Here is a 12685-nt window from a genome sequence, read left to right on the forward strand (position 1 = left end):
GATCGCGGCGAGTCACGGCGGCCGAGTTGGCGTTGGGTGCGTCGTCGTTTCTGATGGTGGGATATGCGGAGGTGCTGCCGTCGAGGCTGAGGATGGCTCCGGTGGCGCCGGTGAGCTCGATGTGGATGTACTCGTTGTCTTCGTAGGTGGTGTCGCCGTAGACCTGGACGGGCAGCGTGGCGATGGTTTGACCGGGGTGAAGGTGAGGGTGCCGGTTTCCTCGATGAAGTCGGTTCCTGCGGTGGCACTGTTGGTTAGGTAGGCGCGTTCCACTTTGTAGGTGACGGTGATGGTTTCGGTGGAGGCTTCGGACAGTTTGACCCTGACCGGCGTTGTGGTGATTCCGCTGTTGCCTTCGTCGATGGAGTAGACCGACCCGTCGAACGACACCGTGGTGGCGTTGGGTGCGTCGTCGTTTCTGATGGTGGGATATGCGGAGGTGCTGGCGTCGAGGCTGAGGATGGCTCCGGTGGCGCCGGTGAGCTCGATGTGGATGTACTCGTTGTCTTCGTAGGTGGTGTCGCCGTAGACCTGGACGGGCAGCGTGGCGATGGTTTGACCGGGGGTGAAGGTGAGGGTGCCGGTTTCCTCGATGAAGTCGGTTCCTGCGGTGGCACTGTTGGTTAGGTAGGCGCGTTCCACTTTGTAGGTGACGGTGATGGTTTCGGTGGAGGCTTCGGACAGTTTGACCCTGACCGGCGTTGTGGTGATTCCGCTGTTGCCTTCGTCGATGGAGTAGACCGACCCGTCGAACGACACCGTGATGGCGTTGGGTGCGTCGTCGTTTCTGATGGTGGGATATGCGGAGGTGCTGCCGTCGAGGCTGAGGATGGCTCCGGTGGCGCCGGTGAGCTCGATGTGGATGTACTCGTTGTCTTCGTAGGTGGTGTCGCCGTAGACCTGGACGGGCAGCGTGGCGATGGTTTGACCGGGGGTGAAGGTGAGGGTGCCGGTTTCCTCGATGAAGTCGGTTCCTGCGGTGGCACTGTTGGTTAGGTAGGCGCGTTCCACTTTGTAGGTGACGGTGATGGTTTCGGTGGAGGCTTCGGACAGTTTGACCCTGACCGGCGTTGTGGTGATTCCGCTGTTGCCTTCGTCGATGGAGTAGACCGACCCGTCAAACGCCACGGTGATGACCACAATGGCCTTCGGACTGATCGGGATGCTCAGGGGCACCGATGAAGTTCCGCCATGGCCATCAACGACTGTCACGGAAACGATGTCCATGAGATCGGCGTCGGTGCTGCCGGCCTGCGCCGCCTTGTCGCGAGCAGCGGCAGTCGGGGTGTAGGTGAAGGTGCCGTCGGCTGCGACGGTGAGTATGCCCTTGTCGGTTGTGGTGCTGCCCCGGAACTCCAGTGCATCACCGTCGGGGTCTGTCGCTGTGACGACGCCCGTCACGGTTCCTGTGGATTCGTTCGGAACACCGACGGTGGCAGATTCGATGGCAGGCACGCCGTTGGCCGGACTGATGGCGACTTTCACCGTGGTAGTGGCGGTATTGCCGTTCCCATCCGAAACTGTGACCACGAAGCCGTCGACCTTGGCTCCTGCCGACGCATCGAGGGCCGAAGCGCCATGGCGCTGCTCGGAAGTGGGCTTGTACGAGAAGGACCCGTCTTCGTTGACGGTTACGATGCCACCCCCCGAACTGGTTCCAGGCCCACTGAAAGTCAGAGTGTCTCCATTGGGGTCTGAGGCGCTGACTGTCCCGGTTACGACACCGCCGGCGCCGGGCTCCGAGGCGGTGTAACCCGTGATGACGGGGTCCGGTCCGATGGCCGCCACGGTCAGTGGGACCGTCACCGTGATGGTGTCCCGCTGTGCCAAGCCGAAACTCATCGCAAGCGAATGCAGCACTCCCTGGATCGCACCGGCAATGCCGGTCAGGCGAAATCTACTGCCTGCATCGATAGTCACGGTGGCGATGTCGCTGCCCCCGAGTGCGGCTAAGTCAGCGTCGGGAGTGAAGGTGTAGGTGCCGTCGCCCGAGATCTCTACCGTGCCCTTACTCGGCTGATCACTCACCTTATAGGTCAACGTCGCACCGTTGGAGGCGGTGACGTTCAGGTTTCCCGTCACCACGCCGAGTTCGGACTGGCCAGGGGCCTGCTGCGGGTCGGCCTTCGGAGCCTTGTTGAAGAACGTGTACTCGATGATCTGTTGGAAGGAGGGCGGCCCCGGCTGTGCGGTCACGGCCCTGGAAGGCTTATCAGACTCACTCGAATTGTTGACTGATGCTGCGGTGGAGAGTGTTTCAGATTCGGGCGCGTCTTTGTTGATCTGGTCAACAGGGAGTGCTGGCGCGCTCACGTCCGTTTCGGCAAGGTCCGGTTCGTCCTCGTGCCTGGTTTCCGAATCGTCCTCGTCTCCAACCATGTACGGGTCTTCGTCGGGACTATCCGATTCCTTCTCCTGTTGATAGTCCGAGTCGTCATCGAGATCTTCCAGATCTGTCGACGTGGAATCAGTGTCGTCCTGGGTGTCTTCTGTTTCGGATGACTCCGGTGAGTCGTGCTGCGACGATCGGGTAGGCGTGGTGTCGGAGGAGGCGACCTTGGAATCGGGCTTCTCGCTGCTGGCGGGCGCCGGTGTTGTACCGGAGGCGGTTTCGGAGCCGGTACGGGTGGATTGACCACTGTCGGTATCACTATTGGCGTGAGCCGTGCCGGTGGCTCCGCACGCCAGTGCGGCGCCGATGCCGAGCGTGACAGCCCCAGCACCAAGCCACGTGACGGAGCCCCGCTCTTGGCCGATGCGACGATTGCGCTTCGTCGACACCGACGCCTTTGACGCACGGTTCTTCGCCCGGTGCTTACCCGCCATCGCGTTCGCCTTCCCCCCGGCTCAGGCACCCGAGGGGCGCTGAACCACTTCGCTCGGCATGGCCTGCCGGGCGGCGCTCACAGCGCGAGCATAGTTTTACCAGACCGTAAATACAGATGTACCGGCTTCGATGGATTGCGGCTGAGGGTGTCGGCGAATGTTGCATGATGTTCCTGACGGCCTGTCGGGCCTCAGAGTGGCGCTGCAGGAGCAAAAAAGCTGAACCAGCGATCCAAAACCCGCAGCACCAGCAATGAGTCGCTATGTTGCAGTAACCACAGCCTGGCCGGCGATTGCTTCGCCACGTGCCGATCGAGCTCTAACGCACGACGTGCCGCGCGATGGCCGCGGCGATCTCCATGAACCGCGACTTCACGGTCGGCGACATCTCACCGGCGACGTCGATGACGCCGCCGGGGCGCAGGTGCGGATCGAAGGGCACCTCCACCACCACCTGCCCGCGACTGGTGAACTGATAGGCCAGCGACGAGCGGGTCTTCTTGTCGGAGTGTCCGTCAGAGTCGTTGAGCACCACCACGGTTCGCCGCAGCAGCTCGCCGCGTCCGTGATTGGCCAGCCATTCCATGGTCTGCGCGGCTGCTGCTGCGCCATCGGCCCACGGCGAGGACACCACGATCAGCGCGTCGAGGTCGCTGAGTGCCTCCTGGGTGACCGGCGCGTCCATCGTCGAGCCGCAGTCGATCACGGAGATGGTGAAATGCCGGTCCAGTCTTCGGGCGGTTTCGCGGTAGACGGCAGGATCGAGCACGCGGCGCCGCGTGGTCGGGTGCTCTCCGGCCAGCACGTACAGGCCGGTGGCGTTGTGGCCCAGCCGGCGTTGCAGGTCGGAAAACGTGTGCAGGTTCCGGTCGTTGGCCAGTTCCCAGTAGGACCCCTGGACCCGGGGATCGATCCGGCTGGCCAGCCGGCCGAAGGCGGTGTCCGCGTCGATGGCCACCACCCGGTCCGACGGGCGCTGTTCGGCGAAGATCGACCCGATACTGGCGGCCACGGACGTTTTGCCGACGCCGCCCTTGCCCAGTACCCCGATCTTCAGCGGGCCGCGAAACGGGGCGCGCACGACGGCAGCCAACTCGGCCTGGCGGCGCTGGTCCGCCGACGGCCCGGGATTCACCAGGCCGAAGGTGAGCCGGTGCACCACCCGCCGCCAGCCCGAGTCCGGTCGCGGCTTCTGCTGTCGAGGCGGCTGCTGGGGAAGGGGTGCGGGCGCCTGGCGTGGTGGCGCCTGGGGAGACGGCGGGTAGGGCGGAGCCTGCTGCGGATGCCAGGCGGGCCTGGGTGGAGGCCATCCGCCCGCGGGTGGTCGAGGCAGGTTCTCGCGGTCCGGCACTACGTGGCTCCCTCGTGCGTAACGGCTTCTTGACCTCAGTATCCGCCCAGGGCCGTGTGGTCACACAAGCCGTCCCCCACCCATCACAGGCGAGGTTGCTGCTGTGGTTCGCCGCCACCCCAGTACAACCAGCCCCACTCGTCCCCGTTGCGTTCGAAGATGCCGATCGTCACGTACGGCACGACCACCGGCGTTCCGTTTTCGACCGTGTGGGCGTCGATGCGAATCTGCGCCCAGGCGATCTGATCGCGCATCCATGACACCACGACGCGCGGCTCCCACCGCACCTTCGAGGTGGTCACCAGGGAGATGCCGCTCTGTGCCGCGTCCGGGCCCATGAAGTACTCGTCCAGACCGGATCCGGAGATGGCCACGTCGGGGGACGCGAAGAGCTTCGCCACATCCGATCCCGGCGTCGAGAGGCCGGCCAAAGTCTCTGTGATGAATGCGTTGAGCGAATCCCGAACAGCTGTGTCGGTGATCATCGACGGTGAGGTGTAGCCGCGCAGGCTTTCGATCATGATGTCCTCCAGGGTGTGACGACGCACGGGACCTCAGCCTTGGATGTTCTTCTCGGGGTTGAAGCCGTCAGAACTCTCGAATACGTCCATGAAGCCGGTCAACGTTTCGTCGCGATTCCAGTCGCGCTGGAGCTCGCAGTACATCTGCACCCGGCTGATCAGTGTGGCGCCCGCCTGTTCGACACGGCGAAGTGCCGCTCGGTGCGCCGCGACCGAGGTGCCGCCGACCGCGTCGACGGGGATGTAGACCTCGTAACCCTGATCGATGGCGTCCAGGGCAGGAAACGTCAGACACGCCTCCGTCCACAGTGCCGTCATGATCAACTTCCTGCGGCCCGTCTCCTCGACGGCTCGCCTGAACTCCACGTCCTCCCAGCTGTTGATCGACGTGCGGTCATAGGTGGGGTAGTTGCCCAGGACGTCCATGAGGGGCTGTATCGGCGGCTTGTTCCGCCCCGTCTCGATATTCACTGTCGAGTGCACAACCGGTAGCCCGTAATTCACGGCTGCTTTGGCGCAGCCGACGATGTTGAAGACCAGCTCATCCTGCGGAATCGAGCGGATGGAGCTGACCTGAATCGGTTGGTAGTCGATGATGACAAAAGCCGAATTCTCCGGCGTCAGAAGGTTGTCGAACTTCGGGTCGCGAATGGCTTGGCTCGTCATGGAAACTCCTTGTCGTCGAGAGCTTCAGACTCGCGGAGCGGGTGCCGCCTTCGCGTCCGTGAGAATCCCTGAGACACCAGATGCCGCCCCGGATAACGCGGGGCGGCACGGTGATGCGTTCGGTCAGCGGACGTCGACGTACACGGCCTTGGTGTTCACCGGGGCGAACTGGTTGTCGGAGGTGGGGGCGGCCATCGCGAGGGGCGCAGATCCGAAAAGTGTGAGCACGCCCGCGGCGATGGCGGTGGCGAATCCGAACGCAGAAGCGCACCGCCAGTGTCGGCGAGGCGCTGTGTGTCGGGTGTCGGAGTGGCTGAAAGTGGGCAACGCCGCCATCAGCGCCGAGTACCTAGTCTCGATGTGCCCGCCTCTGAGCGACTAATGAGCGACAGCCACCATTGTTACCGGGAGACCCGGGGCGGGACATCGACGGTGTCGCCCGCGACATCGATGGCGACCTTGCCATGCAGCGCATACGCTCGCCGATTCTCCAAGATCTCGTGCGCCTCGCCCACTCGAGCGAGCTCGAGGGTTGCGCCGATGACCGGCTTGACGAGTCCACGCTCCACCAGCGCGGTGAGCGCGTCCAGCTTCGCCTGATTCTGCCGGGTGAAGACGAAGTGGTAGGCGGCGTTCTTGCCCCAGGCCTCGAGGAGATTCTGGGGTTGGGCGATGTCGACGATACTGACGACACGCCCGAAATCGGCCAGTATCAAGGGACTTCGGGTGAGGGTGTCACCGCCGATCGTGTCGAAGACGACATCGACTCCCTGACCCCGGGTCAGCTCGGCTACGGCATCGACATAATCGGCCGAGGCATAGTCGACCGCCGCGTCCGCGCCGAGGGAGCGGACGAAGTCGTGATCGGCGGCTTTCGCGGTGGTGATCACCCGCGCGCCCATTGCTTTCGCCACCTGTATCGCGATCGTCCCCGTTCCACCCGCGCCGGCGTGGATGAGGATCGTCTCCCCCACGGTGAGTCCGGCGCGGTCGACCAGGGCCTCCCAGACCGTTCCACCGACCAGGGTCAGGCTCGCCGCCTCGAGGTGACTGAGGTTGTCCGGTTTGCGGGCGACCAGATCCACGTCGGCGACGTGCTGCTCGGCGTACGAGCCGGGACCGCCGAAGATCTTCGGCGTGTAGTACACCGCATCGCCGATGTGGAACTCGCTGACGTGTGATCCGACTTCCTCGATCACCCCGGAGACGTCGTGTCCGATGATCGCCGGGAGTGCCACGAGGTCTGCGTAGTCACCCCGACGGATCTGGTAGTCAAGCGGATTGACCGCGGTCGCATGAACGCGTACCCGGACCTGGCGGGGCCCGACCTCGGGAACAGCGACGGAGCGCAGTTCAAAACTGTCGGCAGCGCCGAAGCGGGTGAGAACGACGGCGGTCATCATGCTCGTGCTCATGTGCGATTCCTCATCTCGTGGGTGGTTCGTGGACAGGGTGGTTCGGTCAACCGCTGCGCAGCCGCTCGGCAGCGAAATCGGCTGCCCTGCCTGCCATTCCGTTGACCACATAGGCGCTGTGGGCGCTGCGGTCGAACGCACCCGGCTCGCACACCGGATCTTTCGGTGCACACAGATCCAGGGTTTTGTCGAGAAAAGCGGGACCTATCGCCATGGGTGGCGCGTCGTGCCGCAGCAACCGCAGGATCTCCGGCGAGGGTTTACCGAACAGGACCACAGCGGCGACGCTCTCGGCGACGTCCGCGGACAGCGCGGTCAGGGCATATCCGGCGGGAACGGTCTCGCTGGTGACGTACCCGCTCACGGCCGCGCCCTGGGAGTAGCCGCCGAGGACGATCTCGGTGCCGGGGCAGGTGGCTGCGAGGTCACGCAGTCGATTGCTCGCATCCGCGATGCCCTGCGCCGCGAGCTCGAACTGAGCGGATGCGGGGTAACGCACGGCGTGCACGCCGACGGAGCGGCCGGGTAGTCGTTGGCGCAGCGCCTCGATGAAAGCCTCGCCGACCCTCCCGACACCGGGACCCTCGAACGTGCCGCGCGCGAAGACAACTTCGACATCAGAACAGCCGGTGATCGAGACGGCCGGCTCTCCCTCTGCCCGTCCCGGGGTCACGGCGATGAACAGTGCGGCTGCCGCCGCACCGACGGCCATCGCGTAGAGCGATCGGCGTGTCACGCGCGGTCCCCACGATCATCGACGAGGGCGCGCAACAAGACGCGCAACTGGGATCGACCGCGGTGCAGTCGGGACGTGACCGTGCCCACCGGGGTACCCATGATCGCGCTGATCTGCTCGTAGCTCAGGCCCTCGACGTCGGCGAAGTACACCGCCATCCGGTGCTCGATGGGCAGGGCATCCAGGGCTCTGACGATGGCGACGTCGGGCAACGTCTCCAATACCTCGACCTCCGCGGAGCGCAACGCTCCCGGTGCGCCGTCGAGCAGCTGCCGGTCGCCGACGGTGTCGATGGGGACCTCGGCAGGCCGGCACATCCGCTTGCGGTGACCACTGATGTGGGCGTTGGCTTGGATGCGAAAGAGCCACCCCTTGAGGTTCGTTCCTCGTTGAAAGGTCCGAAAACCCGCAAACGCCCGCACCATGGTCTCCTGCACCAGGTCTTCGGCGTCGGCACGCTGCAGGGTCATCCGCATTGCCCCACCCAACAGCGTGTCCATGAGCGGCATCACCTCACGCTCGAACCGTGCGGCCAGTTCGGCGTCGGTACCGTCGGGGTCTGCGCTGTGCAGACGTGCAGCGCTTCGCAGGTTGCTCATGATGATCTCCTACGGCTCTTCGATCAGCGTCAGCGCCGGACGTCCACTCAGGGCTGCCAAGCGGTTCTGCAGTGCGACGATGGCGCGCATCGGCCGCAGATGGCAGGTCATCGAGGCGACTTTGCCTTCAGCGTTGATGCCGATCAGGTCGATACCGTCGAGATCCTCAGAACCCATCCTGGCGTTCGTCACGACCGCAAAATCCCCGTCCCCGATCAGGATTTCGGTGACGGTGACATCATCGACGACCTCGAAGATCGCAGCAAGCATGCTTCCCACCTTGTCGCGGCCGACGATGGGCGCAGCATCGATGGGGGTCTCGAGGATGACGTACTCGGCGATGTGCGCTGCTGCGCCGACGGCATCGCCGGCCTGCAGCGCGGCCAGGAATGCCGAAAGCCCCTGGGGGATGTCGTCCACAAACACAGACTCGCAGGGTCAGCCTTCCCTTCGCGTCGGTGAGAATCCCGTACGCGGTCCGTCGGGCGGGTCAGCGAGCCTGCTGGAAAACGATGCTCAGGATGCGGTCGATGTATGCCGGTTCCAGTGGCATGGCGTGTACCAGCCGGTACTCGATCACCCCGTAGAGCAGGTCGCGCATGGCCTGCCAGTCAGCGTCGGCGCTCATCTCGCCGCGCTGTTGCGCCGAGGCGACACGCGCGCCGAAGTCCTCGATGTTCGGTGCGATGATCTGATCGAACAGCGCGTGCCGGAGGTCGGAGTCGGACTGCCCGGCAGCGATCAGACACCGGTACGCCCCGCCGAAGTCGGTGGTCGTGATCAGCTCCAGGATCGCCGTGAGTTGGGTCCGGACGTCGGCGACGATGTTGCCGGTATCGCGCAGCGATACCACGCTGCCAAGGCTTTCGGTCGCCGCTTCGAGGATCACCGCACCTTTGGATGGCCACCAGCGGTAAATGGTCTGCTTGCTCACGCCTGCCCGCCGGGCGATCGCCTCGATCGAGATGTTGTCGTACGCGAGCTCGCCGATCAGGGACATCGACGCGTCGAGAATGGCGCGACGCGACTGCTCGCTGCGGTTGGCCGGCATAGCAAGAACTTAGACGAGCACCGACATCGCCGGCCTCGTGCCCAGAGGCAGCTGTTGACTCGGTGCGGACCGTCTCGTATCGTTTCTTTGACCCCGCCTCAGGAAGGACTCTTTCGTGTCCGTCGGGCTGAGCACTTCGCAGGACGACGCTGCGCCCTGCGGCCTGCTGGGTCGACGCGCCGAACGCGCTGCGGTCGACACCCTTCTGACTGCGGCTCCGACGGGGCGCAGCGGCGTGCTCGTGGTGCGCGGCGAAGCGGGCATCGGCAAAACGGAGCTCCTGAAGTACGCGCGCGCAACCGCTGTCCCCCTGGGTATTCGGGTGGAATCCGCGGTCGGAGTGGAATCCGAGACGCAGTTTGCGTTTGCGGGGTTGCACCAATTGTGCGGACCGTTGCTGGACCGAATCGACACCCTCCCACCGCCGCAGCACGCCGCAGTCGGTGTGGCGCTGGGCCGTGAGCCGGGTCCCGCACCGGACCGCTTCCTGGTCGGACTCGCCATCCTCAACCTCCTCGCCGAGCACGGGCCGATGCTGTGCCTCGTCGACGATGCGCACTGGCTGGATCAGGCGTCGGCCCAGGTCCTGGCGTTCGTGGCGCGGCGGGTGGCGGCCGAACAGCTGGTGCTGATGTTCTCGGTGCGCGAGCCGGGCAACAGCGGTGCGGACCTGTTGGCCGGACTACCCGAGATACGCCTGGACGGGCTCGCGGACGCCGATGCGCGGGTCCTGCTGAGCAATACTGTGTGCGCACCGCTCGATCGCAGAGTGCGCGAACGCATCATCGCCGAGGCGCGCGGCAACCCGCTGGCCCTGCTGGAACTGCCCAGCGGCGTGCAGATGGCCGGTGGGTTCGAACGCCCCGACATCATGAGCGTGCCACGCCGGATCGAGGACACATTCGCGCGCCGCTCGAGCAGTCTGCCCGCTGACACACAAGAGCTGATGTTGGTGGCCGCCTCTGAACCGACCGGCGATGTGGGGCTGCTCTGGCGCGCAGCGCACCATCTGGGAATCGATTGGGGCGCAATCACTCCCGCGGAAACTGCCGGGCTGCTGGAGATCGACACCCGAGTTCGGTTCCGCCACCCTCTGGTGCGTTCGGCCGTCTGCCGTGTTGCCACCGCACCGGAGCTTCGACGTGCCCACCTCGCCCTGGCGGCCGCCACCGATCCGCAGACCGATCCGGACCGCCGCGCGTGGCACCGCGGACAGTCGGTCCTGGGCACCGACGAACAGGCCGCCACCGACCTGGAACGTTCGGCTGATCGCGCCCTGGCGCGCGGCGGGTTCGGTGCCGCCGCGGCATTCCTGCGGCGGGCAACCGAGCTGACGCCGGACCCCGCTCTACGGGCACGACGTTCCCTGGATGCTGCCAATGCCCAGCACTGCGCCGGTGCGTCGCACGCCGCGCTGACGCTGCTGGAGAGTCTGGACGCCGGTCAGCTGGATGCGCTGCACCGCGCCCGCTTGGAACTGCTGCGCGCTCAGATCACGTTTCACCTCACCCACGGCAGCGAAGCTCCGGGAATGCTGCTGGGCGCCGCTCGGTTGCTGGATCCCCTGGACCCCGCGCTGGCCCGGGAGACCTACCTGCAGGCCCTCGATGCGGCCACCATCACCGGCGCCTCGGGGTCGGGTCCCAGCCTGCTCGAGATCGCCGGAGCTGCCGGCGCGGCACCTGCGCCCACCGAGGCGCCAGGTCCGGCAGACCTGCTGCTGGGCGGGTTGGTGGTGGTGCACAGGCGCGGATTCGCAGTCGGGGCGCCGGTCCTGCGGCAGGCGCTCGATGCGTTTCGCGAGCAGGTGCTCTCGGTCGAGACGGTCCGCGCCGGCGACGCCGGCAACTGGCTGTGGCTCGCCACGCGCACTGCAGCAGCACTCTTCGACGACGAGATGGTCATTGTCCTGGCCGACCGGTACGTACGACTCGCCCGCCAAGCCGGTGCCCTTGCCACGCTGCCCGCCGCGCTGGTCACGGCGTCGTGTGCGCGCATCTACACCGGCGAGCTCTCGCGCGCCGCCGAGCTGGCGGACGAGGCCGCGGCGATATCCCACGCGTTGGGCGTCGTACCGCTGAGCTATGCCCACACCCTGCTGGGCGCCTGGCGCGGCCGCGACATGGAGAACATCACGGCCGCAACACCACGCCCGCGGGGTATCGAAACCACCGTGGCCATGGGTGGGCTCGCGGTGCTGCACAACAGCCGCGGCAACTATCCGGCAGCGCAGGACGCAGCGGCGCGAGCCTGCGAAACATACGACCTGTCGATCAGGAGTCAGGCACTGCACGAGCTCGTCGAGGCGGCCGCCCGCGCCGGCGACCCAGACACCGCTCGGCGCGCCGCCGACGAGCTCGGCGGGCATGCTCACGCCAGCGGCACCGACTGGGCTCTCGGCGTCGCGGCGCGTTCTCGAGCGCTGATCACCGCGGAAGCCGATGCCGAAGAGCACTACCGCGAGGCGATCGACCGGCTGCGACAGTGCCGGATGGGCGTCTTCCTGGCCCGCTCCCACCTCGTCTACGGCGAATGGCTGCGCCGTGAAGGCCGCCGTCATGACGCCCGCGAACAACTGCGCACCGCACACCGGCTCCTGACCGACATGGGTGCAGAAGCCTTCGCCGCCCGTGCGGCGCGCGAATTGCGCGCCACCGGCGAGTCCGCCCGTAAGCGCACCGCCCAACCCACCGATGCGCTCACCGCCCAGGAACTGACCATCGCCCGGCTGGTCGCGACCGGGGCCACCTCCCGGGAAGTCGGTGCGCAACTCTTCCTGAGCCCACGCACCATCGAAACCCACTTGCGAAACATCTTCCGCAAGCTGGGCATCACCTCGCGCCGGCAGCTCAGGGAACTGCCCCTGCTCTGAGCAGACGTCTGCTCCCCGGGGGTGACTTGCCGCGACCTCACCAACCGGGTTGCCTGACCGGCAGGAGCGAAGTGATTACTCACGCAAAGTATCGGGTACACCGCTGCTTACCGTTTCAGTGCTACGGAAACGGGCGCTACGGTTTTATCGGCGCTGCGCGCCTGGGGAGGATTGGCCATGACCCGTGCCCTGCACCACGGTGATTCTGTCGCGGAGATCGTCGGCGCCTGCAGTGCCGACCCCGACCGCTGGATGTCGGCCACTGACGGGCCGTCCGCCGATCTGGCCAAAGCGATCTGCCGGGGCTGCGCCCGGCGCTGGCTGTGCGCGCGGGACGCGGTGGAAACGCCGGGTGCCGAGGGCATCTGGGCGGGAATCCTGCTCCCGGAAGCCGGTCGCGGGCGCACCTTCGCCTTGAAGCAGCTGACCTCGCTGGCTCAGCGCGGCGGCTACCCGGTGCGCAAGCGGCGTCGCCTGCGCCCTGAGGATCTGGGCCTGGCGCCAGACGTCGATCCAGACAGGTAGTGCACTACGCGCGCCGGTGTACCGATCCGCGGGCATCCTGATCTCGCACGGCCGGACCGGAACCATGGCAGGCGGCGCAGGGGGCCGGCGAGGGGTCGCCATGGTTCCGGTCATTCGGGTGCT

Annotated in this window: 12 protein-coding genes; 2 read left to right on the plus strand and 10 right to left on the minus strand. The window is 66.1% G+C overall.

Features of this window, described 5'->3' with window-relative positions:
* Window positions 1–12: 12 nt before the first annotated feature.
* From G6N58_RS08780 to G6N58_RS08825, 10 genes are all read right to left on the minus strand, one after another.
* A complete protein-coding gene (locus tag G6N58_RS08780) occupies window positions 13–2826 on the minus strand; it encodes a cadherin-like domain-containing protein (RefSeq protein ID WP_163908021.1) in 2814 nt (937 codons plus the stop codon).
* A gap of 319 nt (window positions 2827–3145) precedes the next feature.
* On the minus strand, window positions 3146–4177 hold the full coding sequence (locus G6N58_RS08785) for a MinD/ParA family ATP-binding protein (RefSeq protein WP_435406153.1): 1032 nt from the start codon (window positions 4175–4177) through the stop codon (window positions 3146–3148).
* A gap of 83 nt (window positions 4178–4260) precedes the next feature.
* A complete protein-coding gene (locus G6N58_RS08790) occupies window positions 4261–4725 on the minus strand; it encodes a nuclear transport factor 2 family protein (protein ID WP_115278987.1) in 465 nt (154 codons plus the stop codon).
* A 6-nt stretch (window positions 4726–4731) separates the two neighbouring features.
* Window positions 4732–5364, minus strand: a complete 633-nt coding sequence (locus G6N58_RS08795; RefSeq protein ID WP_115278986.1) for a hydrolase — start codon at window positions 5362–5364, stop codon at window positions 4732–4734.
* Window positions 5365–5487: 123 nt separating this feature from the next.
* A complete protein-coding gene (locus G6N58_RS08800) occupies window positions 5488–5700 on the minus strand; it encodes a hypothetical protein (RefSeq protein WP_115278985.1) in 213 nt (70 codons plus the stop codon).
* 65 nt (window positions 5701–5765) lie between these two features.
* Window positions 5766–6779, minus strand: coding sequence for a zinc-dependent alcohol dehydrogenase family protein (locus tag G6N58_RS08805; RefSeq protein WP_232067788.1), 1014 nt, complete (start codon window positions 6777–6779; stop codon window positions 5766–5768).
* 46 nt (window positions 6780–6825) lie between these two features.
* Window positions 6826–7491, minus strand: a complete 666-nt coding sequence (locus tag G6N58_RS08810) for a cutinase family protein (RefSeq protein ID WP_115281629.1) — start codon at window positions 7489–7491, stop codon at window positions 6826–6828.
* A 20-nt stretch (window positions 7492–7511) separates the two neighbouring features.
* A complete protein-coding gene (locus tag G6N58_RS08815; RefSeq protein ID WP_163908023.1) occupies window positions 7512–8114 on the minus strand; it encodes a sigma-70 family RNA polymerase sigma factor in 603 nt (200 codons plus the stop codon).
* 9 nt (window positions 8115–8123) lie between these two features.
* Window positions 8124–8534 carry a nuclear transport factor 2 family protein gene (locus tag G6N58_RS08820; RefSeq protein ID WP_163908025.1) on the minus strand — a complete coding sequence of 137 codons (411 nt, stop codon included), beginning with the start codon at window positions 8532–8534 and terminating at the stop codon, window positions 8124–8126.
* Window positions 8535–8604: 70 nt separating this feature from the next.
* Window positions 8605–9165: a TetR/AcrR family transcriptional regulator gene (locus G6N58_RS08825; RefSeq protein WP_115278982.1), complete on the minus strand. Its 561-nt coding sequence runs from the start codon at window positions 9163–9165 to the stop codon at window positions 8605–8607.
* Window positions 9166–9280: 115 nt separating this feature from the next.
* Between G6N58_RS08825 and G6N58_RS08830 the strand changes: the two genes are divergently transcribed.
* Both G6N58_RS08830 and G6N58_RS08835 read left to right on the plus strand, forming a co-directional pair.
* Window positions 9281–12037, plus strand: coding sequence for an AAA family ATPase (locus G6N58_RS08830; RefSeq protein ID WP_232067790.1), 2757 nt, complete (start codon window positions 9281–9283; stop codon window positions 12035–12037).
* Between the two features lie 177 nt (window positions 12038–12214).
* Window positions 12215–12562, plus strand: coding sequence for a WhiB family transcriptional regulator (locus tag G6N58_RS08835; RefSeq protein WP_115278981.1), 348 nt, complete (start codon window positions 12215–12217; stop codon window positions 12560–12562).
* Window positions 12563–12685: the final 123 nt, after the last annotated feature.

The organism is Mycolicibacterium tokaiense, assembly GCF_010725885.1.
GTDB classification, from domain to species: domain Bacteria; phylum Actinomycetota; class Actinomycetes; order Mycobacteriales; family Mycobacteriaceae; genus Mycobacterium; species Mycobacterium tokaiense.

Coding starts and splice junctions, on each gene's coding strand:
- G6N58_RS08780 (WP_163908021.1), bottom strand. CDS start 2,826: ATGGCGGGTAAGCACCGGGCGAAGAACCGTGCGTCAAAGGCGTCGGTG.
- G6N58_RS08795 (WP_115278986.1), bottom strand. CDS start 5,364: ATGACGAGCCAAGCCATTCGCGACCCGAAGTTCGACAACCTTCTGACG.
- G6N58_RS08800 (WP_115278985.1), bottom strand. CDS start 5,700: ATGGCGGCGTTGCCCACTTTCAGCCACTCCGACACCCGACACACAGCG.
- G6N58_RS08805 (WP_232067788.1), bottom strand. CDS start 6,779: ATGAGCACGAGCATGATGACCGCCGTCGTTCTCACCCGCTTCGGCGCT.
- G6N58_RS08810 (WP_115281629.1), bottom strand. CDS start 7,491: ATGGCCGTCGGTGCGGCGGCAGCCGCACTGTTCATCGCCGTGACCCCG.
- G6N58_RS08815 (WP_163908023.1), bottom strand. CDS start 8,114: ATGAGCAACCTGCGAAGCGCTGCACGTCTGCACAGCGCAGACCCCGAC.
- G6N58_RS08825 (WP_115278982.1), bottom strand. CDS start 9,165: ATGCCGGCCAACCGCAGCGAGCAGTCGCGTCGCGCCATTCTCGACGCG.
- G6N58_RS08835 (WP_115278981.1), top strand. CDS start 12,215: ATGACCCGTGCCCTGCACCACGGTGATTCTGTCGCGGAGATCGTCGGC.